The organism is Cupriavidus yeoncheonensis (genome assembly GCF_905397275.1).
Lineage (GTDB): Bacteria > Pseudomonadota > Gammaproteobacteria > Burkholderiales > Burkholderiaceae > Cupriavidus > Cupriavidus yeoncheonensis.
In genome coordinates this window covers 297,744-321,974 of record NZ_CAJPUY010000001.1, presented here as the reverse complement: position 1 = coordinate 321,974, position 24,231 = coordinate 297,744, and the positions used below count along the sequence as shown (strand labels likewise).

Below are 24,231 nucleotides of genomic sequence, written 5' to 3'. Positions count from 1 at the left end.
CGCGCCGCAATGCCCGGGACCACTACATCTGCTTGAACAGGTAGGCGTACTGCCTTGCCACGGGCAGCGATTCCGGCCGGTCGCGCAAGCGCAGCGACACGCGGCCCAGCGACTGGGTGACCGCGCTGGCCACGCACGCGATATTCACCACCGTGCCGCGGTGGATCTGCCAGAAGCGCTCCGGATCCAGCTGCTGGGTCAGTTCGCGCAGGCTGGTGCGGATCAGTGCCTCTCCGCCGACGGAGACCACGTTGACATACTTGTCGGTGGCTTCCAGGTAGATCACCTCGTCGACCGGGATGATGCGCACCTCCTGTCCCACCAGCGCCTTGATGAAGCGCAGGTAGTTGCCCTGCTGCTCCGGCGCGCCGCGCGCCCCGCTTGCCGGGTGCTCCAGCGCTTCCAGGCGATGGAGCAGCTGCGCCAGCTGGCCGTTGTCGATCTGGGCGGTACTCGGCTCGGCATCGGCCAGAGCCGCTGCCAGGCGGGCTTTCAGGCGCGACACGGTCGCCTCCAGCCGCTCGTGCTGCACGGGCTTGAGCACGTAGTCGACCGCGGCCCGCTCGAACGCCTCCAGCGCGAACTGGTCGTAGGCGGTCACGAATACCACCAGCGGCGGCACGTCGAAGTCGACCAGCTCCCGCGCCACGTCCATGCCGCTCATGCCGGGCATGCGGATGTCGAGGAACACGACCGTCGGCTGGTGCTGGCGCGCCGCATCCAGCGCCGACACGCCGTCATGCACCACGCCGACAATCCTGGCTTCCGGCCACAGCGCCGTCAGCTCGGATTCCAGCACGCGGGCCAGCAGGGGTTCGTCGTCGGCAATCAGCAGGGTTGGGGTCATGGCGAAGATCGGGGGGCGTGACCAGCGTCAGTGGGCGGGCAGACCTTGGCCTGGCGCCGCCCGGCTCGAATCGTCAAGGGCGCGGCATGGCCGGCGTAGCGCCGGCAGGCCTGGCTGGCACCGGCGCGGCCACCTGCACCGGCGCCGGCACCTCGGTGTGGCGGGTCAGCGGCAGCGTCAGGCGCACCACCACGCCGCGCGGCGTGTTCTCTTCCATCTGCATGCTTGCCGCCGCGCCGAAAATGCGCGCCAGCCGTTCGCGCACATGGGTCAACCCCAGTCCCGAGCCCTTGCCCGAGCCATGGCCGAACCCCACGCCGGTATCGGCAATGATGACCTGCACCGCGTCGTCGCCGGCCGCGCGCGCCGACAGCGTGATATGGCCGCCGCGCATGCAGGGCTCGATGCCATGCGTCACCGCGTTCTCCACCAGCGGCTGGATCAGCATGGGCGGAATCTCCACGCCGTCCAGCGCAGGCGGCAGGTCGATATCAAAGCCCAGCCGCGTGCCAAAGCGCATGCCCTGGATGTCCAGGTAGCTGCGCAGCAGCTCGAACTCCTGGCGCAGCGTGCATTGTTCCGCGCGCGTATGCGACAGCGAAGTACGCAGGAACCCGATCAGCCGCTGCAGCAGCCTGCGCGCGGCGCGCGGGTCGGTGGCAATCAGCCCGTCGAGGTTGGCCAGCGAATTGAACAGGAAATGCGGCTCGATCTGCGCCTGCAATGCCATCAGCTGGGCGCGCACGAGCTGCTTTTCGGCCTCCTCGCGCTGCAGGGCGTCCAGCGCGGCCTGGCGCTCCAGGTAAGCGAGCTTTTCGCGCGACCAGTAGAAATAGATCATGCTCGCCGACGCCAGCATGCCCACCACCAGGCACATGCGCAGCATGTCGCCGGTCTCGGCCGAGAGCTTGGGCGGCAGATTCAGCACCTCCCGCGTGGCCCAGCTGCCCAGTACCACGCCCATGGGCACCGCGGCGGCGGCCAGGAACATGAATGGCCAGAGGCGCGGCCGCTCATTCCACCAGATCAGCACGCGCGGGATGTCGATCAGCAGCCAGATCGACAAGCCGATCAGCTGGCTGTAGACGAAGTTGTGCCAGAGCGTGCCGCCGGTCTGGAAGCCATAGTTCAGGCTGACGGCAATCACCGTATTCATGCACAGCACGAACAGCAGGTCGCGCCCGAGAATCGTCAGCCGGGATGGGATGGCGGTGGAAAGACAACGGTTCATGGCGTTCATCTTAGCTTGGCCTGTGCGTGGTGCAATGCGGATGGTTCCGGATGCCTGCAGTGACCGCGCGCCGCTCAGGCGCCCGGGTCGGGTGCCCCGCGCCGCGTCAGGGCCACCCACCACTGGCCGGACAGCACATAGCGCGGAAAGGTGATCCATTGCTCGGCCAGGATCCGCCTGGCAATGTCGGCGGGACCGGCAAACGGCTCGGGCGCCTCGGCCTCCAGCCGGTGCCCGCGCGCTTGCAGCGCCATCGACATGCCCATGCACACCAGCCCCAGCACCAGCGCCGGCAGGCTCAGGTTAAGCAGGCCATACGCAAGCAGCACGGTGCCGGCCATGAACATCGGCACGGCCACGATATGGAGCAGCAGGTTGCGGGGATGCTGGTGGTTGCGGGCATAGCCGCGCCATTGCCAGCTCAGCAGCGGTTCGTCGCGCATGGCGGTCTCCGGGCAGTCGGCCGGTTCAGCGCCGCAGCGCGAAACGGCGGGCCAGCAGGACCACGCCCGCCACCACCAGCAGCACGGGCCACCAGTCATGGGTGAACTGCGCGGGCAGCATGCCGCGGTGCTGCAGCAGGAGTACGCCTCCCACCAGGATCAGAATCAAGGGGACAAACAGGCCCCGGCCCGTGCGGCCAGTTCTCATGGTCTCTCTCCTTCGTCGATGGCATCGCGCGCAATATCTGTTGCGCTGCGGCATAGACCGGAGAGATGGCTTCCCCGGTACGTGCAGGCACTTTACGACGCCTGGGGTCCGGAGAAAAGAGTCTTGCGACGAACGGCCCGCGCGCGGCGCGAACCGCGCGGGGGCCGGATGGGCAGTGGCGTGCGCCGCAGTCCGCACAACAGCGGACCACGACGGTGGCCCAAGTGGCGATTACCGCAGCGCGGACCCGGCGCGTCAGGCCGCCAGCGCCTGCTGCGCCTCGCTCTCGCTCAGCGCAATGGTGACGGTGTCGCGCGACAGGTGCGGCGCGAACATATTGATGAAGTCATGCGCGTAGCCACGCAGATAGGCGCCGCGTCGCACGGCCACACTGGTCGTGTTGGAGTCGAACAGGTGGTCGGCAGAAATCCGTACCAGGCCGGAGTCCTTGCGCTCGTCATAGGCCATCGACGCGATGATGCCCACGCCCAGGTCCAGCTCCGCATAGGTCTTGATCACGTCCGCGTCGAGCGCGGTCAGCACGATCTCCGGCTGCAGGCCGGCCTCGGCGAAGGCGCCGTCGATCTTGCGCCGTCCGGTAAAGCCGGCGTCGTACGTGATCAGCGGGAAGCCGGCCACGTCCTCCAGCGTTGGCTCGGGCAGGCGCGTCAGCGGATGGTCCGGCGACACCACCAGCACGTGCTGCCAGGTGTAGGCCTCGAACGAGGTCAGGCCGGCCTCGGTGGCCAGCGCCTCGGTCGCAATGCCGATGTCGGCCTGCCCCGTCAGCAGCAATTCGACGATATGCGTGGGCGACGCTTCCTGCAGCGCCAGCGTCACGTGCGGATAGGCGCGGCGGAACGACTGCACCACCTTGGGCAGCGCGTAACGCGCCTGCGTGTGCGTCGTGGCGACGGTCAGGCGGCCGGTGTGCCTGCCGGCAAAGTCGTCGCCGGCCTGGCGCAGGTTCTCCGCTTCGAGCAGCAGACGCTCGACGATGCGCACGATCTCGCGGCCCGGCTCGGTCAGCCCGGTCAGGCGCTTGCCGTAGCGCTCGAAGATCTCCACGCCGAGCTCTTCCTCCAGCTCGCGGATCTGGCGCGACACGCCCGGCTGCGAGGTGTAGAGCGCGTTGGCGACCTCGGTCAGGTTGAACTGGCGGCGCACCGCCTCGCGGATGGATCGGAGTTGCTGGAAATTCATCGCACTGCCCCTTGTCGGCTTGTCGCCGCGCCGTTGGCGCGTACGTTTGATTGTTGTTGTGTGTGCTGGGTGAAGACACGGAGCTGGCGCGGACGCACCGCCAGCAGCTCGCCTTCACGGAAGCCCGCGTGGCGGAAGCGCTCCAGCGGCAGGGCCACCTCGATCACGTCCTGGTTGTCCTCGCGCTCGAGTTCGAGCTGGGCCACCGGGCCCAGCGTCAGCGCGCGGCGCAGGGTGACGGCGATGCCGTCGGTGCCCGGTGCGTAGCGCTCCAGGTCCAGGTCGTGCGGACGCACATAGGCCACCGCGTCGCCGGCGGTCTCGTGGCCGCTGCCCACCACCGGCAGCACCGCCTCGCCGGTGTGCAGCAGGCCGCCGCTCTCGCCCACTTCCAGGCGCCCGTGGAACAGGTTGACGTTGCCAAGGAAGCCGAACACGAACGGCGTGGCCGGATGGTTGTAGACCGCCTCCGGCGAGCCGGACTGCTCAACGTGGCCGCGGTTCATCAGCACGACCTGGTCGGCCACTTCCAGCGCTTCTTCCTGGTCGTGCGTGACGAACACGCTGGTCACGTGAAGCTCGTCGTGCAGGCGCCGCAGCCAGCGGCGCAGTTCCTTGCGCACCTTGGCGTCGAGCGCGCCGAACGGCTCGTCGAGCAGCAGCACGCGCGGCTCCACCGCCAGCGCGCGGGCCAGCGCGATACGCTGGCGTTGTCCACCTGAAAGTTGCGCGGGATAGCGGTCGGCCAGCCAGTCGAGCTGCACCAGTTCCAGCAGCGACTTCACCTTCTCGCGGATCTGCGCTTCGCCCGGGCGTTCGGCGCGCGGTTTCACGCGCAGGCCGAAGGCCACGTTCTCGAACACGCTCATATGCTTGAACAACGCATAGTGCTGGAACACGAAGCCCACCTGGCGCTGGCGCACGTGCTGCTGCGAGGCATCGCGCCCGGCCAGCACGATCTGGCCCGCATCGGCGCGCTCCAGGCCCGCGATGATGCGCAGCAGCGTGGTCTTGCCGCAGCCGGACGGCCCGAGCAGCGCGGTCAGCTCGCCCTCTTCGAAGTCCAGCGAAACATTGTCCAGCGCGACGAACTCGCCAAAGCGCTTCTCTACGTTCTTGACCTGAATGCTCATGATGCCTGTCCTTGCAATGCGGCCAGCGGGGCTTCCACGGCGGCGTCTTCGTTTTCCTTGCGGGCGCGGAGTTCCACCAGCGTCTTGATGCCCAGCGTAACCAGGGCCAGCAGCGTCAGCAGCGATGCCACCGCGAATGCCGCCGCGAAGTTGTACTCGTTGTAAAGGATCTCCACGTGCAGCGGCATGGTGTTGGTCAGCCCGCGGATATGGCCCGACACCACCGACACCGCGCCGAACTCGCCCATCGCCCGCGCATTGCACAGGATCACGCCGTACAGCAGGCCCCAGCGGATATTGGGCAGCGTGATATGCCGGAAGGTCTGCCAGCCCGACGCGCCCAGGACGATGGCTGCTTCTTCCTCTTCGCTGCCCTGCGCCTGCATCAGCGGAATCAGCTCGCGCGCCACGAACGGGAAGGTGACGAAGATGGTGGCCAGCACGATGCCCGGCACCGCGAACATGATCTTGATGTCATGCGTCTGCAGCCACGGGCCGAGCCAGCCCTGCGCGCCGAACAGCAGCACATAGACCAGGCCCGAGATCACCGGCGAGACCGAGAACGGCAGGTCGATCAGCGTGATCAGCAGGTTCTTGCCGGGAAACTCGAACTTGGCGATGGCCCACGCCGCCGCCACGCCAAAGACGAGGTTCAGCGGCACCGCGATGGCGGCCACCGTCAGGGTGAGCTGGATCGCGGACCACGCATCCGGCTCGACCAGCGCTTCCCAGTAGGTCTGCACGCCCTTGCGCAGCGCCTCGTAGAAGACCGAGGCCAGCGGCACGAACAGGAACAGTGTGAGGAACAGCACCGCCACGGTGATCAGCGTGTAGCGCACCCATGGCGCTTCGCCGGTGGCGTCGTACTTGTGGTGGGCCGTGCCCAGCCGCCCGAGGCGGCCCGAAACCGCGCCGGCCATGTCAGTGCTCCTTGCCCGTGGCGGGCGCTTCCAGTGACAGGCCATCGCGCGCGCCAGACTGGTGGCGGCGGGTCCAGGCCTGCAGCAGGTTGATCAGCAGCAGCAGCGCGAAGGAAATCACCAGCATCACCACGGCCACCGCGGTAGCGCCCGCGTAGTCGTATTGCTCGAGCTTGGAATAGATCATCAGCGGCGCGATTTCCGACACCATCGGCATATTGCCGGAGATAAACACCACCGAGCCGTACTCGCCGGTGGCCCGCGCGAACGACAGCGCAAAGCCCGTCAGCAGCGCCGGCAGGATGGCCGGCAGGATCACGCGCCCGAAGGTCTGCAGGCGCGTGGCGCCGAGGCTGGCCGCGGCCTCTTCCAGCTCCTGCTCAACGTCTTCCAAGACCGGCTGCACCGTGCGCACGACGAACGGCAGGCCGATGAAAGTCAGCGCCACGACTACGCCCAGCGGGGTGAAGGCGACCTTGATGCCGAGCGGCTCCAGGTAGCGGCCGATCCAGCCATTGCCGGCGAACAGCGCCGTCAGCGCGATACCGGCCACGGCGGTGGGCAGTGCGAACGGCAGGTCCACCAGCGCATCGATCAGGCGCTTGCCGGGAAAGCGGTAGCGCACCAGCACCCAGGCCACCGCCAGCCCGAAGACCGTATTGATGACCGCCGCGATCAGCGAAGCGCCAAAGCTCAACTGGTAGGAAGCCACCACGCGCGGCGCGGTCACGGTGGTCCAGAAGTCGTCCCACGTCATCGTGAACGTCTTCAGGAACACGGCCGACAGCGGGATCAGGACGATCAGCGTCAGGTAGAAGATCGTGAAGCCCAGCGACAGGCCAAAGCCCGGCAGCACCGTGAAGCGCTGGCGGCCGTTGCGTCCCGGCGCACTGCGGGTGGCGCGCGATTCAGGCGCGGCCGGTGGCGGCGTGTCCGCCAGGGAAATGGAGGGTGGCATGTCGTCTCGTCTGTGGCGAGGTCCGTAAAACGGGTCAAACGGGCCTCACTTATGAAACCGGCGCATAAGGCGCCGGCCTACGAGACAAATTCTGCAGATGCGCCCTTATAAACAGAACGAATCTTTACGAATTTTCTTAGACGAATTAGATATAAGGGACCGCAGAAGCCACTTCCACGCCCGCTTCCCAGGGCCCAGCCTGGTCTCCAGTGGCTTCGGCGCTACCTTCGAACGCGATGCGCTGGACCAAAGTGCCGAGCAAGGCCAGTCCTTCGCCCCACTCGCCGAGGCCGGAATCCGCATTGATGTGACCCAGGCAGCCCGCATCGACCAGCTCGCTACCCCACAGCGTGCCCCAGCTGAAGGCAGTGCGCTGTGGCATCCATGGGTCATTGCGGCTCGCGACCAGGATGGTCGGGAACGGCAGCCGGTAGGTCGGCAGCAGGTGGGCGACGCCGAACTTGTCCGGGTCGGCCGGCGCCACCAGCAGCGCGCCGGCAATGCCGGCCGGATCCAGCGCCGCCTGCCTCAGCGTGGCCATACAGCCGAAGCTGTGCGCGACCAGCACGGCGCCGCGCGCCGCCACGCGCTGCGCGCGCATCACGCCTTCTGACACGCGTTCGGCCCACAACGTCAGGCTCGGGCGCGACCAGTCGTGCTGTTCCACGCGCTGCCAGTCAGGAAAGCGCTGCTCCCAGCGGCTCTGCCAGTGGCCGGGGCCGCTGCCATGCAGGCCCGGCACGGTCAGCACCTGCAGATGCCTGGGGATCTCCAGGCGGGGAATCGGCTTGCTGCGATCCGTCATGCGACCTCCTCGCTCAATGTCCGCCTATCTGTCCTATCTGTCCGCCTATCGCGCAGGTCCGCGGGCGTCACGAGTCCGCCGGCGAATACCCCCTGCCCCAGCCCGATACCGGCCGCCTGCAGGCGCTCCACGCTCAGTGCGTCCTGCAGTCGCCGGCCGATCAGCGTCACGCCCGCACTGGCGGCGCTGGCGCGCAGTCCGGCGAGCTGGCGATCGGTCCAGGTGCGGCGCATGTCGAGCTTGAGCCAGTCCGGCACCGCGTGCGCCATCAGCGCGCCGGCCTCGGCCGGGTCGGAGGCCTGCAGGCTGACGGCAAAGCCGTTGCGGCGATAGTTGCCCACCACGTGCAGCAGCAGCGGCAGGTCGTCATTGGCACTGGCCGGCACCTGGATCACGAAACGCTCCAGCGGCAGACCCAGCGACTGCAGCGCGCGCCGGAACGCGGAGCCGTGGTCGTCCGCCACCGCGGCCAGCAGGCGGTTGTGCACGTTGAGCACGAGCCTGTGCGCGCCGTCGGCGGCAAAGTAATTGATGGCGTGCAGCAGGCGCGACAGCCGGTCCAGCGATACCAGCGTGGCGTCATCGGCCGCCATCGCGAACAGCTTCCACGCGGCCAGGCCAACGCCGTCCTGCGCATAGGTATGGATGGCACCTTCGTGCGCCACGACCTCGCGCCCGGCCAGCGTCACCAGCGGCTCGAACGCGCTGGTCAGCGAACAGTTGAAGAACTGGCCCTGCACCTGGCCGCGCGTGTCGCGCCACAGCTGGCGATCCGCCAGCGGCTGCCGCGGCAGCGTGTCAAGGTAGCGCTCCAGGGCGCTCAACCTGGCTTCGGGTGCATTCGCGCCTGCGATGGCCATGCCTCTGTTTCCTTTGGCGCCTCCCGGCGCCGGTATTTCCATATGACGTTCACGCAGCGGGCCGTGCGCACACGGCCCGCGGCACCTTACAGCTTGGCGATGGACACCTCGGTCGCCTTGACCAGCGCAACGACTTCACTGCCCAGCGTGAGGCCGAGGTCGCGGATGGAGCGCGTGGTGATGACCGAGGTGACGATGCCGGCCGGCGTTTCCACGTCCACTTCGGAAACCACCGGGCCTTCGATAATGGCGGCGACCTTGCCGCGGAACTGGTTGCGTACGTTGATGGCCTGAATGCTCATGATAGAAGCTCCTTTCGTGAAGGCGTATGAAGATTGTGTAATGACGATGTGCAGGTTTCGGATGCGTTACACCACCGCCTGTTGCCCTGCCCCTACACCGCGAAGCGCACCGACTCCACGGTGCGCACCAGCGACCAGTCCGCGGTGGGTTCCAGCTCCGTCTGCGGCGCGGAGCCAGCAGGCGGCGTGTGCTGCATGACCCGCCGCAGCACGCGCTCCTCCAGCTGCGCGAACGCTGGCGAGCCATGCTGCCGCGGCCTGGCGAGCGCGACGGGTTCATCCATCGCAACGCGCCCGTCCTCGATCAGTACGATGCGGTCGGCCAGTGCCACGGCCTCGGACACATCGTGGGTCACCAGCAGCGCGGTAAAACCCAGCCGGCCCCACAGCGATTCGATCAGCCCCTGCATCTCGATACGCGTCAGGGCGTCCAGCGCGCCGAGCGGTTCGTCGAGCAGCAGCAGGCGCGGGTGATGCACGAGCGCACGCGCCAGGGCAACACGCTGGCGCTGCCCGCCGGAAAGCCGTGCCGGCCATGCGTGCGCACGGTCCGCAAGGCCCACCTGCGCAAGCACGGCCGCCGCTTCTTCGCGGCGCTCGCGCGGCAGGCCCAGCGCCACGTTTTCCAGCACGCGCTTCCACGGCAGCAGGCGCGAGTCCTGGAACATCACGCGGATGTCCTGCTGCAGCGTGCGGGCCGGTTGCGCATCGAGCGTGATGGCGCCTTCGTCCGACGCTTCCAGCCCCGCCACCAGCCGCAGCAAGGTGCTCTTGCCGCAGCCGCTGCGCCCGACGATGGCGACGAACTCGCCCTGTGCCGCGCTCAGTTCGATACGGTGCAGCACCTCGCGGCCGTCATAGCGCTTGATCACCTGCTGCACGTGCAGCGCCACACCGCCGGCCGGGGCGTCAGGCTGGCGCGGCGCGCGCGCCTGTTTCAGGTGCGCATCGGCATACGCGAGCGCGGCCTGTTCTACCGGATTGCTTTGCATGTCGGTTCTCCTTCAGGCTGCCTGATAACCCGGATGCCAGCGCAGCCAGAACCGCTCCAGCCCGCGCGACAGCACATCGGCCAGCTTGCCGAGCAGCGCATAGAGCAGGATGCCCACCAGCACCACATCGGTCTGCAGGAACTCGCGCGCATTCATGGTCATGTAGCCGATGCCCGACTGCGCGGAGATGGTCTCCGCCACGATCAGGATCACCCACATCAGCCCCAGCGAGAAACGCACGCCAACGAGGATGCTCGGCAGCGCGCCGGGCAGGATCACCTCACGGTACAGGCGCCAGCCCGACAGCCCGTAGCTGCGCGCCATCTCGACCAGGCCCGGATCGACGGTGCGGATGCCGTGGAATGTATTCAGGTACACCGGGAAGAACACGCCCAGCGCGACCAGGAACAGCTTGGCGGTCTCGTCGATGCCGAACCACAGGATCACGAGCGGGATCAGCGCCAGCGTCGGGATATTGCGGACCATCTGCAGCGTGCTGTCGAGCAGCGTGGCGGCGCTGCGGAACGTGCCGGTCAGCAGTCCGAGCAGCAGGCCCAGGCCGCCGCCCACGGCAAGGCCCGCCGCGGCGCGCCACGTGCTGACCCAGACATGGGTCCACAGTTCGCCGGAGCGCGCCAGTTGCCACGCGGCCTGCACCACGGCCAACGGCGCGGGCAGCACGCGCGTGGACAGCCAGCCGGACTGCGATGCGGCCTGCCAGGCGACGATCAGCAGCGCGGGCACCACCCACGGCGCGAGCGTGCGCGCCACGGAGCGCCATTCACGGCGCGACGCGATCAGGGAAGCAGACATGGCGATCTCCTCAGCTTTGCGAAGCGCGCGGCACGATGCCGGTCGCCATGACTTCACCGAACGGTCCCGACAGCACCTGGCCCGGCAACTTGCCGCGCACCGAACGTGGCAGCAGCGGGAACACCAGTTCCGCGAAGCGGTAAGCCTCTTCCAGGTGCGGATAGCCGGACAGCACGAAGGTGTCGATGCCCAGTTCCGCGTATTCGCGGATGCGCTCGGCCACCTGCTGCGGATCACCGACGAGCGCGGTGCCTGCGCCACCACGCACCAGGCCCACGCCAGCCCACAGGTTGGGGCTGATTTCCAGTGACTCGCGCGTGCGCTTGACGCCGCCGGCATGCAAGGCGGCCATGCGGCGCTGGCCCTCTGAATCCATCTTTGCGAACACCGCCTGCGCACGCGCCACGGTGTCGTCGTCGAGGCGGCTGATGAGGTCGTCGGCCGCGGCCCATGCGGCGGCCTCGGTCTCGCGGACGATCACGTGCAGGCGGATGCCGAACTTCACCCTGCGGCCGTGGCGCTCGGCATGGCGGCGCACGTCGGCTAGTTTCTGCGCGACATCTGCCGGCGGCTCGCCCCAGGTCAGGTAGGTATCGACCTGTTCGCCCGCGAGTTCGTGTGCCGCGGCGGACGAGCCGCCGAAGTACACCGGCGGATGCGGGCGTTGCAACGGCGGGTACAGCACGCGAGCGCCCTTCACCTTCAGGTGGCGCCCTTCAAAGCTGATCTCGCCGCTGTCATGGCTGGCCGCGAGCACGTCGCGCCAGATGCGGATGAACTCGGCCGAGGCCTCATAGCGCGCAGCGTGATCGAGGAACAGGCCATCGCCCTCCAGCTCGGCCACATCGCCGCCCGTCACCAGGTTGACCAGCAGCCGGCCATTCGAGATCCGGTCGAACGTGGCGGCCATGCGCGCGGCGAGCGTCGGCGTCATCAGTCCCGGGCGCACGGCCACGAGGAAACGCAGGCGTTGTGTCACGGCAGCCAGCGCCGAGGCCACCACCCAGGGGTCTTCGCAAGAGCGGCCGGTAGGAATCAGCACGCCTTCATAGCCGAGCGTATCGGCGGCGACGGCCACCTGCTTCAGGTAGTCGATGCCAACCTCGCGCGCGCCCTCGGACGTACCCAGGTAGCGACTGTCGCCATGGGTCGGGATAAACCAGAAAACTTGCATGTCGGAACCTCGTTATTTGTGATGGCCGTGCGCTTCAGCGCTGCGCCTGCTGCCAGCTCGCGTCCGAAACCCTGATCGGCTTCGGGATCAGCTTGAGCGAATGGAAGACGTCGGCAATGCGTTGCTGCTCGGCCAGCACATCGGCGTTGACCGGCCGCGCACCATACGAGAAGCGCGATACGGCCAGTTCCAGCACGGCAGGCTCCAGGCCGACTTCGCGGATCAGCACGGCCGAAGCGTCTTTCGGGTTCTTCTCGGCCCACGCGCCAAGCGACGCCAGTTCGTCGAGCAGCAGCTTCACGATCTCGGGCTTGGCCTGCGCGTACGGGCGCGACGCCAGGTAGAACTGGTGGTTGCTGACCAGGTTCCTGCCATCCGCGCCGCGGCCGTCGGCCAGCACGCGCGCGCCGAGCTGCTTTTCGGCGGCGGCCAGGAACGGGTCCCAGATTACCCACGCATCGACCGCGCCGCGCTCGAAGGCGGCGCGCGCGTCGGCCGGCGGCAAGTAGACCGGCTGGATCTCGTTGTAGGGGATGCCCGCCTTCTCAAGCTGGCGCACCAGCAGGTAATGGACGTTCGAGCCCTTGTTCAACGCCACGCGCTTGCCGCGCAGGTCGGCCACGCTCCTGATGGCCGAACCCCTGGGCACGACGATCGCTTCCGCGGTCGGTGCGGGCGGCTCGTTGCCGATATACGCGAGCTGCGCGCCGGCGGCCTGCGCGAAAATCGGCGGGGCTTCGCCGACGGTGCCGAAATCGATCGCGCCGACGTTGAGGCCTTCCAGCAGCTGCGGGCCTGCCGGGAACTCCGTCCACTTCACGGTAATGCCCTGGGGCGCAAGGCGCTTCTCCAGCGTGCCGCGCGCCTTCAGCAGCGTCAGCGTGCCGTACTTCTGGTAACCGATGCGCAGCACCTTGGCATCGACGGTCTTCGACTGGGCTTCGGCGCGGCCCGGCAACAGGCCATAGGCCAGGCCGGTCGCCAGCACGAGCGCCGCGACCAGGACACGGCGGCGGCGCTGACCCGCGATCTGCGGCTGGCGCGAAGGGCTTGCGGATTCGCCGGCAACCGGCGACAAGGTGGACGATGTCATGATGTTTTCCTGAGCCGGCACGCGTCCGGCAATCTGTCTGCTTGGATGGTCCTGGCCGGAACGTCGGCCGATGCGGGCAGCAACCCGCCCTGCCGGCCTGCTGCACAGGCGGCATGACAACGGGATTGCCGGTGGGGCCGGCCAGCGCTGTCGCGCTAGTGGCCGGCGGGACTACGAATCAGCTCAGGCAGGACATCGCTGCGCCACCGCGGCGTGCGCGGCATGTGCGGCACGCTGGGCCAGCGGAACCGGCACGAATTCAAGCGGGACATCGATGCGCGAGCGGGCCAGTGCCTCGCGCACGCGCAGCACGCCTTCTTCCAGGCGCAGCGCCAGCGCGGCATCGAAGCGCGCGGGACCGCTTCCATCGATCTCGATCTGCTGGTCCACGGCAAAGATGCCGGGCAGGATGTGGCGCGAACCGAGTGCGGACAGCACCGGACGCAAGGCATAGTCGATCGCCAGCGCATGCGCCAGGCTGCCGCCGGTGGCAATGGGCAGCACGACCTTGTCGCGCAGGCCAGTCTGCGGCAACAGGTCCAGGAAGGCCTTGAGCAGGCCGCTGTACGCCGCCTTGTAGACCGGCGTGGCCAGCACCACCACCTGCGCCTCGGCGATGGCGCGCGCGGCGGCGGCAATGGCGGGGTCATCCGCGCGGGCCGCCAGCAGCGGCCCGGCGGGCAGTGCGCGCAGGTCGATATGGCTGGTGCGCTCGCCGGCGGCCTCCAGCTCGCCGCGCAGATGGGCCAGCAGGTGAGCGGAGCGCGATTGCACCGAGGGACTGCCGGACAGGGTGAGGATGGACATCGGGGCTTCCTTCTTCGGGTTGGCGGGACGGTGCCGGAGGACACTGGCCCCGGCCCGTCCGTCTCGTGGATTACTTCTTGCCGGGCTGGTAGATCTGGTCGAACGAACCGCCATCGGCAAAGTGGGCCTTCTGCGCCTTCTGCCAGCCACCGAACACTTCATCGATCGTGAACAGCTTCACCTTCGGGAAGTTCGCCGCGTACTTGGCGGCAATCTTCGCGGAGATCGGCCGGTAGTAGTTCTTGGCCGCGATCTCCTGGCCTTCGTCGGTGTACAGGAACTGCAGGTAGGCCTCGGCCGCCTTGCGGGTGCCCTTCTTGTCGACCACCTTGTCGACCACGGCAACGGGCGGCTCGGCCAGGATGGAAACCGACGGTGCGACGATGTCGAACTTGTCCGGACCCAGTTCCTTGATCGCCAGGATCGCTTCGTTCTCCCACGCGATCAGCACATCGCCGAGGCCGCGCTCCACGAAGGTGGTGGTGGCGCCGCGTGCGCCCGAATCGAGCACCGGCACGTGCTTGAGCAGCTCGCCGACGAAGTCGCGCGCCTTGGCGTCATTGCCGCCCGGCTGGCGCAGCGCATAGCCCCACGCGGCCAGGTAGTTCCAGCGCGCACCGCCCGACGTCTTCGGATTCGGCGTGATGACCTGCACGCCCGGCTTGACCAGGTCGTTCCAGTCCTTGATGCCCTTGGGATTGCCCTTGCGCACCAGGAACACGATGGTGGAGGTGTAAGGCGACGCGTTGTGCGGCAGGCGCTTCTGCCAGTCCGGCTTGAGCAGGCCCTTCTCGGCAATGGCGTCGATGTCGTACCCCAGCGCCAGCGTGACCACGTCGGCATCCAGCCCATCGATCACCGACCGGGCCTGCTTGCCCGAGCCGCCATGCGACTGGCGCACGGTCACGGCGTCGCCGCCCTGTGCCTTCCAGGCCTTGGCGAACGCGGCATTCACGTCCACATACAACTCGCGCGTCGGATCGTAGGAAACGTTCAGCAGAGTGGTTGCCGTCGCCGTCTGCGCGGCCCCGATGGCGGCCACTGCGGCCAGGCCGATGGCCAGCTTGCGAATCATCTTGTTGCTCCCGTCAGGTGTCGTGAATGGCGCTGGAGCGCCTCATTGGCTGCCCGCCTTGGGTGGCCGGGCTTGTGTCAGGAGCAAGACTACCGAGGGGCCTATCTGAACGGAACGAATGGTTTCGCCGAACCTTGCGTGGTTTCCGCATAAGATCGGGTGGAAATATGCACATGCCTGCGCACGGCTCGCTCCGGGCCGTGGTGCGGCACCAGGCGCAAGGAAATGCAGGGCTGAGGATGCGAGGCGCTCATGGCGCAATGAACATGCGCCAGCCGGTAACATGGCGGCCTGAGCCGAAAACCGGGCGCCCAAAAGAAAACGCCCGCACCGGGTTAGCGGTGCGGGCTAAGTTTCCATTTGGAAACGGGTAGACAAGTCATGAAGAGCGCCCCCGCATCTCCATGACAGAACCAATCATAGCGACAGGCGCCGCGATCCGGCTTGACGAAAGTCAAGTGGGCAAGGGGTTGTGCAGGACGCCTGCCCGCCAGTGCCCGGGGCAGCATCCGACACAAAAGAAAGGGCGTCCCGAAGGACGCCCCGCTCCATCACGCATGCATCATTGCAACGCGCGGCCGAAGGTGAACTCGCCGTCTTCGTAGTCCACCGGGACCACATCCTTGGCGGCAAACTTGCCTTCCAGGATGGCGCGTGCCACCGGGTTCTCGATCTGCTGCTGGATCGCCCGCTTGAGCGGACGCGCCCCGAACACCGGGTCGTACCCCGCGCTGGCGATCTTCTCCAGCGCCACCTCGCTGACCTCCAGCGCCATGTCCATGCGGGCCAGGCGGGCCTGCAGGCGTTGCAGCTGGATGCGCGCGATCGACTCGATGTTCTTCTGGTCGAGCGCGTGGAACACCACGACTTCGTCGATCCGGTTCAGGAACTCCGGCCGGAAATGCGTGCGCACTTCCTGCCAGACGGCCCCCTTCACCGCCTCCTGCGGCTCGCCCACCATCGCCTGGATGATCTGCGAACCCAGGTTGGACGTCATCACGATCACCGTGTTCTTGAAGTCCACCGTGCGTCCCTGGCCGTCGGTCAGGCGGCCGTCGTCCAGCACCTGCAGCAGCACGTTGAAGACGTCCGGGTGAGCCTTCTCCACTTCATCGAGCAGCACCACGCTGTACGGCTTGCGGCGCACGGCCTCGGTCAGGTAGCCGCCCTCTTCGTAGCCCACGTATCCCGGCGGCGCGCCGATCAGGCGGCTGACGCTGTGCTTCTCCATGAATTCGCTCATGTCGATGCGGATCAGGTGCTCTTCCGAATCGAACAGGAACTCGGCCAGGGCCTTGCACAGCTCGGTCTTGCCGACACCGGTCGGCCCCAGGAACAGGAACGAGCCATAGGGCTTGTTCTCGTCCGCCAGGCCCGCGCGCGAACGGCGGATGGCATCGGACACCAGCCGCACCGCCTCGTCCTGCCCCACCACGCGCTTGTGCAGGCGGTCTTCCATCTTCAGCAGCTTCTCGCGCTCGCCCTGCATCATCTTCGACACCGGGATACCGGTCGCGCGGCTCACCACTTCGGCAATTTCCTCGGCGCCGACCTGCGTGCGCAGCAGCTTGTTGGGCTGCTTCTGCTCGCTCGCTTCGGCGTCGGTCGCGGCCTTGAGCTTGCCTTCCAGGCCCGGCAGCCTGCCGTACTGCAGCTCGGCCACCTTGTCGAGCTTGCCCTCGCGCTGCAGCTTGGCGATCTCGAGCTTGACCTTCTCGATCTCTTCCTTCAGCGCGGCCGTGCCCTGCGCGGCGCCCTTCTCGGCCTTCCAGATCTCGTCGAGGTCCGCGTACTCCTTCTCCAGGCGCGTGATCTCCTGCTCGATCAGGTCCAGGCGCTTGAGCGAGGCTTCGTCGGTCTCCTTCTTGACCGCTTCGCGCTCGATCTTGAGCTGGATGGTGCGGCGCTCGAGCTTGTCCATCGACTCCGGCTTGGAATCGATTTCCATCTTGATGCGCGCGGCCGCCTCGTCGATCAGGTCGATCGCCTTGTCGGGCAGGAAGCGGTCGGTGATATAGCGGTGCGACAGCTCCGCCGCGGCGACGATGGCCGGGTCGGTGATCTCCACGCCGTGGTGCAGCTCATACTTCTCCTGCAGCCCGCGCAGGATGGCGATGGTCGCTTCCACGGAGGGCTCGTCCACCAGCACCTTCTGGAAGCGGCGCTCGAGCGCGGCGTCCTTCTCGATGTACTTGCGGTACTCGTCCAGCGTGGTCGCGCCGATGCAGTGCAGTTCGCCGCGCGCCAGCGCAGGCTTGAGCATATTGCCCGCGTCGATCGCGCCTTCGGCCTTGCCGGCGCCGACCATGGTGTGGATCTCGTCGATGAAGACGATGGTCTGGCCTTCGTCCTTGGCGACGTCGCTCAGCACGGCCTTCAGGCGTTCCTCGAACTCGCCGCGGTACTTGGCGCCAGCCAGCAGGCCGGCCATGTCGAGCACGAGCACACGCTTGCTCTTCAGGCTCTCGGGCACTTCGCCGTTGACGATGCGCTGCGCCAGGCCTTCGACGATCGCGGTCTTGCCCACGCCCGGCTCGCCGATCAGCACCGGATTGTTCTTGGTGCGGCGCTGCAGGATCTGGATCGCGCGGCGGATCTCGTCGTCACGGCCGATCACCGGATCGAGCTTGCCCATGCGGGCGCGCTCGGTCAGGTCGATGGTGTACTTCTTGAGTGCCTCGCGCTGCGTTTCGGCGTCGGCGCTGTTGACGGCATCGCCGCCACGCACCGCCTGGATGGCCGCTTCCAGCGGCTTGCGGTTCAGCCCGTTCTCGCGCGCAAGGCGGCCCGCCTCGCCCTTGTCTTCCGACACGGCGAGCAGGAACAGTTCGCTGGCGATGAACTGGTCGCCACGCTTGATGGCTTCCTTCTCGGCGGCGTTGAGCAGGTTGACGAGGTCGCGGCCCACCTGGACCTCGCTCGTGCCCTGCACCTGCGGCAGGCGCTTGATGGCAGCGTCCAGCGCGCTCTGCAGGCCGCTCGCGTTCACGCCGGCGCGTTGCAGCAGCGCCTTGGCGGCGCCGTCGTTCTGCGCAATCAGCGCGCGCAGCAGGTGCTGCGGTTCGATGTATTGGTTGTCATTGGCCAGCGCCAGGCTTTGCGCATCGGCAAGCGCTTCCTGGAACCGGGTAGTCAGTTTGTCAAGACGCATAGGATTCCCTCTCTCAGTGAGTGTCCTGATGCTAGGGAGCTCGCCTGGCCGGACACTGTATGTCTTCCGGAAAGATAAGGCTTTGGCTTGACATTTCAAGACCACGCCGACGCGATCTTGACGTGATCGAAAGTGCAGGATGCGATATGCGGGGCGGGGACTGGCGCCGCGCCCCCTCCATCACCCGGCGGACCGCAGGCCGAGCAGGCCTGGTCAGGCCCAGGCGACGGATACGCCCCTGGGCCGTGAGCGGCTCGCCGAGTCATCGGCGAGCCCGCCCGGAGGACGGATTCAATCCGGAACCTGCACGGAGCCGGTACTGGCGGCGATCTGGTTGCCGGCGTCCGGACTTGGCGAGATCGGCGGCACGTTGGCCGGCAGCAGCGTCGGCGCGGTGGTGGTATTGGTGGCGCCACCGCGGGGGATCGTGCGCACCACCTGCGACGGCGGCAGCGCCTTGCCGGTGGTGAGGTTGTCAAAGACGGCATCGAGCGCGCGGATCAGGTACAGGTGCAGCGGCACGTAACGGTTGCTGTACCCCGACACGGCCCCGATGAATGCATCGAAATGCTGGGCGTTCTCGACCTCGATATACGAGAGCTTGCTGGCCGCGCCTTCCTGCTGCCGGTTGAATCCCAGATACGGCCGCGACGTGTGATTGACGGGCAGCAGGCCATCGCTGCGGCCGTGCACGATCAGGGCCGGCTTGCCTCGCAGGTTGCCCGAGCGCTGTATCTCGGACAGGCCCGACTGCAGCGCCAGCGCCTGGGAACCGGTGCCGGTCAGCAAGTCCCGCAAGCACTTGGCACCGTCGAAATTGGCATCGGCCCGGTTGCTGGAGGCCGACACCGACTGGCCATTCAGGAACGGACCATGCTGCAGGTCGCGGTCATTGATCAACTGCACCGTACTGGTCGGCGGCACGCCGTTGCCGGTCGAGAACATCGACGCCAGCACCGACGGCGCGATCGCCGCCGGCTTGAAGTCGGCCAGCGTGGTGGCGAAGCTGTAGCCGCACAGCCGGTCCGTCACGCTGGCCCTGGCGTACGAGTTGGCGTAGGTCACGGAAATCGAGGCCGCCGTGTCGAAGAAGGCGAGCGACGGATGCAGCGCATCCGATTCCGGCTCCCAGCCGGAATCGTGCAGCGTCTGGAGCGCGCTTGCCGCCTGGTCGCTCACGGTGGTGCCGGAAATCAGGTTGTTGTCGACCAGCGTCTGGCACCGGGCGATGTAGAACGGGTTGGTGGCAAACGCCGGCGCGTTGACCAGCGAGGTCGCCTGCGACGCGCAGAGCTGCAGCAGGTTGGCCGTGGTGATGTAGTCGTACAGCAGGCGGCCCGATGCATTGACCTGCCTGGCGCCACGCTTGACCAGGATGTTGGCATTCGGCGGCAGGTTCAGGTTGGGCTCGGCCACGGCCACGCCGTCGATCATTCCGTTGGTGTCCTGCTCCGCCGCCGCGATCGCCGCGCCGCCTCCGTTGGAGACACTGGAGGCGATCACGACGATCCCGCTCTTGCCAAGGGTCCGCTGGCGCACGCCGTTTCCGGCGACCGAGCCAAAGCGGTCATTGATCGCCCAGATGCCGAAATCGATGGCCTGCAACGTGAACTTGCCCCAGTCCTTTTCCGGATTACGCTGTGAATGCGCATGCTTGAACGCCAGGCGATGCGGCGCCTGCGTCGTGAAATCCGCCAATGACAGGATGCCCGGTCGCGCGGCGAACTGGGCGTTGCTGCCGGCGGCGCTCCGTGCGGCGCGCGTGCCGTCGATCAGCGGCACGGTGTCGGTGTCCAGGTCGTGCGGTGCGGCACCGGTACCCTTGTCGGTATAGGCCACCGCGCAGCCGCGCTTCAGGCCCCACTCGCCCACGGCGATGGCGCCATACACGCCGCGCGAGCCCGACGAGGTGGCGGTAATCATGCAAGGCTTGCTGCGATTGAACGAGTCCGGAATCTGCACCAGCATCGTCACGTTCTCCTGCCCGCTGCCGTCGTCGGAGAAGGCCAGGTACTCGACGCCGGCGATCTTGCCCTGCCCGGTCGTGACATTGCCCTGCGCATCGACATTCGGCCCGTAGAAGGTACCGAAGCCGCCACCGGCAGTGGTGTCCACAATCGCGCGGTAGTTGGTGTAGATGGCGAAGCGGCGCAGCTCGGCCGCGGTCGGCGCGGTCGGACTGGCCGGCACCGGCGCCGTGGCGCTCGCCAGCCCGTCCTTGCCAAGGCCCGCTGTCAGCAAGTCGTCCGTGTTGCCGTCGTAGGCCTTGATCGTCACCGTGCCGATGTTGGCCGGCTTGATATTGGGGTTGGTGTTGCCGTCGCCGTTGTCGCCGCCGCCGCAGGCCGCGGCCAGCAGTGCCGCGGCGGCCGCGCAGGCCATCCGGCCGCGGCGCTGAAAGTTGTCATGCTGCATGGGACCCTCCTGGTTTGCTGACTAACCGCTCATGCCGAGAAGACTTCCAACTGCAGACTGCCGGGCCGCCCGCCGCCTACCCGGGGCCCGGGAAGCGTGCGCGCAGCTTGTGTTTTTCGACCTTGCCCGACGGCGTGCGCGGCAATGCTTCGAGGAACCGCACATGACGCGGAACCTTGTAGCCGGCCAGGCTGGCCCGGCAATGCGCAATCACGGCGTCGGCATCCAGCGCGGCACCGGCGCGCAGCACGACCAGCGCCATGCCGACCTCGCCCCACTGCGGGTCCGGCGTGCCGATCACCGCCGCCTCCGCCACGCCGGCAAGCTGGAACAGCACGTTCTCCACCTCGGCCGGATAGACGTTCTCGCCGCCGCAGACGAACATGTCCCGGGCGCGATCGACGATGTAGTAGTCGCCGTCTTCATCCATCCAGGCGATGTCGCCCGAGCAGAGCCAGCCGTCGCGGATCGCCGCGGCCGTGGCCTGCGGCAGGTTCCAGTAGCCCGGCGTCACACCGGGGCCCTTGATCAGCAGTTCGCCGCGCTCGCCGGGCGCTACGTCCGCGCCTGCCGCATCGACGATGCGCGTCACCATCGATCCCACCGGCTTGCCAATGGTGCCGGTCTTGCGGCGCGCGGTGGCCTCGTCGCAGGCGAAGACCGTGGGCCCGGTCTCGGTCATGCCAAAGCCGCAGCAAAGGGTCACGCCCTTGGCCAGGTAGGCCTCCAGCAGCGGCCGCGGCACCGGCGCGCCGCCGGCCGACATGGTGCGCACCGCCGAGAAATCCACCTGCGCGAAGCACGCATGCTGGCTCAGGAACAGGTACACCGCGGGCACCGCGAAGAACATCGTGATGCCCTCGCCCGAGCGGCGGTCGAGCGTGTCCAGCACGACCTGCGGATCGAACTGCCGCATGATGTGCACGGTGTCGCCGGCGTGCAGCACCGGATTCGCATAAAGGTTCAGCCCGCCCGTGTGGAAAAACGGCAGCACGCCGAGGAACACGTCGTCGCGCGTGATCTTGTTGGCCAGCATGGCGTTGACGGCATTGAAGAACACCATGCCGTAGGTCTGGATCACGCCCTTGGGCTGGCCCGTGGTGCCGGAGGTGTAGAGCAGGTGCCACACCTCGTGCTCGTCGCGCGCCGGCATCTCGACGATGCGGCCCGAGGCCGCGGCCAGCACCGACTCGTACTCGGTCCAGCCCGCCGGCACGTCGGCGGCCTCGTCATCGGCAAGATGCAGTACCGCGCGCATCGGCATGGCGCGGCTCAGTTCGGCGGCAACGCCCAGGAAGCCGTCGCCGGCCACCAGCACCTGCGGCGCGCAGTCCTGCAGGATCGGCAGCAACTCGGCAGCAGGCAGCCGCCAGTTCAGGCACACCATGACCATGCCGGCCTTGGCACAGCCGTAAAGCATCTCGAAATAGTCGGAGCCGTTGTGCGCGAGCACCGCCACGCGCGTGCCGGCCGCCAGGCCGAGGTGATCCGAAAGGTACTCAGCAAACCGGCTCGCGCGTTCGTCAAACTGGCGGTAGGTCACGCGCCGGCCGCTCTCCACGTCGACCAGCGCGACCTTGCCGGGGGAATGCTGTGCGTTCTTGTGCAGCCAGTCGATCACATACATGGCATACGGTCTCCGGTGGCGCGGTTCAGGGTGCCGCGTCTTGCGCCGCACCGGCGCCGCGCAGCCGTCCCACCACGCCCTGCGGGAAATAGTAGACGCTGAGGATGAACAGCAGCCCCAGCCACAGCAGCCAGCGGTCCGGATGGAGCAGTCCGGAAAGCAGCGGCACGGACGCCGTGGCATCGCTGGCCAGCTTCATCACGTCCTGCAGGTAAGTCTGCGCGAGCAGGAACAGCGTCGTGCCGATGACCGCGCCATAGAGCGTGCCCATGCCCCCGATCACGACAATCAGCAGGATATCGACCATGATCTCGAACGACAGCGAAGTGTCCGGCCCGTTGTAGCGCAGCCAGACTGCCATCAAAACGCCGGCCATGGTAGCGAATATGGCTGACAGCACGGTGGAGACTGTGCGGAAGACCACGGTCCGGTAGCCGATGGCCTCGGCGCGGAAGTCGTTTTCGCGAATGGCCTGCAGCACCCGGCCGAACGGCGAGTTGACGATGCGCAGCAGCAACAGGAACAGCACCACCGCCCCGGCGAACACCAGGTAGTAGCTCAACAGCCTGCCATTGAGCGGGACGCCGAACCAGTCGGCATCGCCCGGCGAGAAGCCCGGACGCAGCGCCTCGGGCACCTTGAAGGTCAGGCCATCCTCGCCGCCGGTCCACTCCGACAATTGCGAGACCAGCGTGGCGAAGGCCGTGGCCACGGCCAGCGTGATCATGGCGAAGAAGATCGCCCGCACGCGCAGCGAAAACAGGCCGACCAGGAATGCCAGCAACGCCGACACCGCCAGCGCCGCCACCGTGCCCGCCAGCAGCGCGCCCCACCCCGGCTCCATGCGCGACATGGCGATGGCAACGCCATAGCCGCCGATGCCGAAGAACATGGTGTGCGCAAACGACACGATGCCGGTATAGCCGAGCAGCAGGTCGTAGCTTGCCACCAGCACCACGAAGATGCAGATCTTGGCCGCCATGTTCAGCGCGCGGGCGCCCGGGAACACGAACGGCGCGCAGGCCAGCGCCAGCACGATCAGCAGCAACAGCGCGGTCAGTGCGCGGCTGCGCGGCAGGTCGCCGGAAAGCAGTCGGGTCATGTCGCGTGCCCCTTGTCAGCGCCTGGCCACCGGAAACAGCCCTTGCGGCCGCCACAGCAGGATCAGCATCATCAGCAGGATGTTGGAGAACAGCGCCACCTTCGGCAACAGGAAGCCCGTGTAGTTGGCCATCAGCCCCACCAGCAGCGCGCCGACAAAGCAGCCGGTGGTCGAGCCGAGCCCGCCGATGATGATGACGATGAAGATCAGCACATTGACCTGCGCGCCGATCGCCGCCGTGATGTTCTGCTGGTACAGGCCCCACAGCACGCCGCCCATGCCGGCCAGCGCGGCGCCCGCCACGAACACGCCGATGAAAAGGCGCCGCACGCGATAGCCGAGCGCCTCCACCATCTCGCGATTCTCGACGCCGGCCCGGATCAGCAGGCCGATGCGCGTGCGGTTGAGCAGCAGGAGCATGCCGGTGAATACCACCAGCCCGAGCACCATGGCCACCAGCCGGTACTTTTCGATGGCGGCATCGCCCAGCAGCACCGCCCCGCGGAACGCCGCCGGCACCTCCAGCGCGATCGTCTCCGCCCCCCAGATGGCCTTGATCAGTTGCTCCGCGACGATCATGCCGCCCATGGTGATCAGGATCTGCTTGAGGTGCTGGCCGTAGACCGGGCGCACCACCACGCGCTCGAAGAACAGCCCGACCGCTCCGGCCGCCGCCATGGCCGCCAGGATCGCCAGCGCGAACACCGCGAGGTTCAACGCCAGGCTGTCGGCCTGCACCCAGCCCGACAGGGGCAGCAGTACCGACGCCGCCACATACGCGCCCAGCGCGATAAAGGCGCCGTGACCAAAGTTGAGCACGTCCATCAGCCCGAACACCAGCGTCAGGCCCGACGACACCACGAAGATGATCATGCCCATGGCCAGCCCCGCAACGGTCAGCGTGAGCCACGTGGAACCGCTGCCGATCAGCGGAAACGCCAGCAGCATGAGCAAGGGTGCAAGGGCCAGGGGCGTCCAGTCGAGGCGGGCCTTGGGCAGGTCCGCGGCCCCTGACGTCGGTAAGGTTGCTGTAGTTGTCATGTGTCTCGTCATGCTGCCGGTTTGCGCCCTC

The 24,231-nt window shown here is 67.5% G+C and carries 22 protein-coding genes; all 22 read right to left on the bottom strand.

Going from position 1 to position 24,231, the window contains the following annotated elements; all coding sequences use genetic code 11:
- Positions 1-22: 22 nt before the first annotated feature.
- The 22 genes from KHO22_RS01560 to KHO22_RS01455 all read right to left on the bottom strand — a co-directional run bounded on the left by KHO22_RS01560 (position 23) and on the right by KHO22_RS01455 (position 24,200).
- Positions 23-847 (bottom strand): LytR/AlgR family response regulator transcription factor, encoded by an 825-nt coding sequence (locus KHO22_RS01560; protein ID WP_211945324.1) that lies wholly within the window; start codon positions 845-847, stop codon positions 23-25.
- Between the two features lie 73 nt (positions 848-920).
- Positions 921-2,087 carry a sensor histidine kinase gene (locus KHO22_RS01555; RefSeq protein ID WP_211945323.1) on the bottom strand — a complete coding sequence of 389 codons (1,167 nt, stop codon included), beginning with the start codon at positions 2,085-2,087 and terminating at the stop codon, positions 921-923.
- A gap of 65 nt (positions 2,088-2,152) precedes the next feature.
- Positions 2,153-2,521, bottom strand: a complete 369-nt coding sequence (locus KHO22_RS01550) for a DUF962 domain-containing protein (RefSeq protein ID WP_211945322.1) — start codon at positions 2,519-2,521, stop codon at positions 2,153-2,155.
- Between the two features lie 25 nt (positions 2,522-2,546).
- Positions 2,547-2,729, bottom strand: a complete 183-nt coding sequence (locus KHO22_RS01545) for a LiaI-LiaF-like domain-containing protein (RefSeq protein WP_211945321.1) — start codon at positions 2,727-2,729, stop codon at positions 2,547-2,549.
- 255 nt (positions 2,730-2,984) lie between these two features.
- Positions 2,985-3,932, bottom strand: a complete 948-nt coding sequence (locus KHO22_RS01540; protein ID WP_211945320.1) for a CysB family HTH-type transcriptional regulator — start codon at positions 3,930-3,932, stop codon at positions 2,985-2,987.
- Positions 3,929-5,065 (bottom strand): sulfate/molybdate ABC transporter ATP-binding protein, encoded by a 1,137-nt coding sequence (locus KHO22_RS01535; protein ID WP_211945319.1) that lies wholly within the window; start codon positions 5,063-5,065, stop codon positions 3,929-3,931. Before KHO22_RS01535 ends, KHO22_RS01540 begins: the two co-directional genes overlap by 4 nt.
- On the bottom strand, positions 5,062-5,985 hold the full coding sequence (gene cysW, locus KHO22_RS01530; RefSeq protein WP_211945318.1) for a sulfate ABC transporter permease subunit CysW: 924 nt from the start codon (positions 5,983-5,985) through the stop codon (positions 5,062-5,064). The genes KHO22_RS01535 and cysW overlap by 4 nt, the downstream gene beginning before the upstream one ends.
- 1 nt (position 5,986) lies before the next feature.
- Entirely contained in the window at positions 5,987-6,943 is a 957-nt protein-coding gene (gene cysT, locus KHO22_RS01525) for a sulfate ABC transporter permease subunit CysT (protein ID WP_211945317.1), read from the bottom strand.
- A 145-nt stretch (positions 6,944-7,088) separates the two neighbouring features.
- A complete protein-coding gene (locus KHO22_RS01520) occupies positions 7,089-7,748 on the bottom strand; it encodes an RBBP9/YdeN family alpha/beta hydrolase (RefSeq protein WP_211945316.1) in 660 nt (219 codons plus the stop codon).
- On the bottom strand, positions 7,745-8,608 hold the full coding sequence (locus tag KHO22_RS01515; RefSeq protein WP_211945315.1) for an EAL domain-containing protein: 864 nt from the start codon (positions 8,606-8,608) through the stop codon (positions 7,745-7,747). Before KHO22_RS01515 ends, KHO22_RS01520 begins: the two co-directional genes overlap by 4 nt.
- An 86-nt stretch (positions 8,609-8,694) precedes the next feature.
- Positions 8,695-8,910, bottom strand: coding sequence for a TOBE domain-containing protein (locus tag KHO22_RS01510; RefSeq protein ID WP_011298135.1), 216 nt, complete (start codon positions 8,908-8,910; stop codon positions 8,695-8,697).
- A 92-nt stretch (positions 8,911-9,002) separates the two neighbouring features.
- Entirely contained in the window at positions 9,003-9,902 is a 900-nt protein-coding gene (locus tag KHO22_RS01505) for an ATP-binding cassette domain-containing protein (protein ID WP_211945314.1), read from the bottom strand.
- 12 nt (positions 9,903-9,914) lie between these two features.
- Positions 9,915-10,715, bottom strand: a complete 801-nt coding sequence (gene ssuC, locus KHO22_RS01500; protein WP_211945313.1) for an aliphatic sulfonate ABC transporter permease SsuC — start codon at positions 10,713-10,715, stop codon at positions 9,915-9,917.
- A 10-nt stretch (positions 10,716-10,725) separates the two neighbouring features.
- Complete coding sequence (gene ssuD, locus KHO22_RS01495) at positions 10,726-11,889, bottom strand: FMNH2-dependent alkanesulfonate monooxygenase (protein ID WP_211945312.1); 1,164 nt, start codon at positions 11,887-11,889, stop codon at positions 10,726-10,728.
- Positions 11,890-11,923: 34 nt separating this feature from the next.
- On the bottom strand, positions 11,924-12,982 hold the full coding sequence (locus KHO22_RS01490) for a sulfonate ABC transporter substrate-binding protein (RefSeq protein WP_230426697.1): 1,059 nt from the start codon (positions 12,980-12,982) through the stop codon (positions 11,924-11,926).
- A 183-nt stretch (positions 12,983-13,165) separates the two neighbouring features.
- Positions 13,166-13,789, bottom strand: coding sequence for an NADPH-dependent FMN reductase (ssuE, locus tag KHO22_RS01485; protein ID WP_211945311.1), 624 nt, complete (start codon positions 13,787-13,789; stop codon positions 13,166-13,168).
- Positions 13,790-13,859: 70 nt separating this feature from the next.
- Positions 13,860-14,864 (bottom strand): sulfate ABC transporter substrate-binding protein, encoded by a 1,005-nt coding sequence (locus KHO22_RS01480; RefSeq protein ID WP_211945310.1) that lies wholly within the window; start codon positions 14,862-14,864, stop codon positions 13,860-13,862.
- A 562-nt stretch (positions 14,865-15,426) separates the two neighbouring features.
- A complete protein-coding gene (gene clpB / locus KHO22_RS01475; RefSeq protein WP_211945309.1) occupies positions 15,427-18,015 on the bottom strand; it encodes an ATP-dependent chaperone ClpB in 2,589 nt (862 codons plus the stop codon).
- Positions 18,016-18,306: 291 nt separating this feature from the next.
- Positions 18,307-20,430, bottom strand: coding sequence for a D-(-)-3-hydroxybutyrate oligomer hydrolase (locus KHO22_RS01470; RefSeq protein ID WP_211945308.1), 2,124 nt, complete (start codon positions 20,428-20,430; stop codon positions 18,307-18,309).
- A 76-nt stretch (positions 20,431-20,506) separates the two neighbouring features.
- Positions 20,507-22,057, bottom strand: coding sequence for an acyl-CoA synthetase (locus tag KHO22_RS01465; RefSeq protein WP_211945307.1), 1,551 nt, complete (start codon positions 22,055-22,057; stop codon positions 20,507-20,509).
- 25 nt (positions 22,058-22,082) lie between these two features.
- Complete coding sequence (locus tag KHO22_RS01460; protein WP_211945306.1) at positions 22,083-23,159, bottom strand: branched-chain amino acid ABC transporter permease; 1,077 nt, start codon at positions 23,157-23,159, stop codon at positions 22,083-22,085.
- A gap of 15 nt (positions 23,160-23,174) precedes the next feature.
- Complete coding sequence (locus KHO22_RS01455; protein ID WP_211945305.1) at positions 23,175-24,200, bottom strand: branched-chain amino acid ABC transporter permease; 1,026 nt, start codon at positions 24,198-24,200, stop codon at positions 23,175-23,177.
- Positions 24,201-24,231 lie beyond the last annotated feature (31 nt).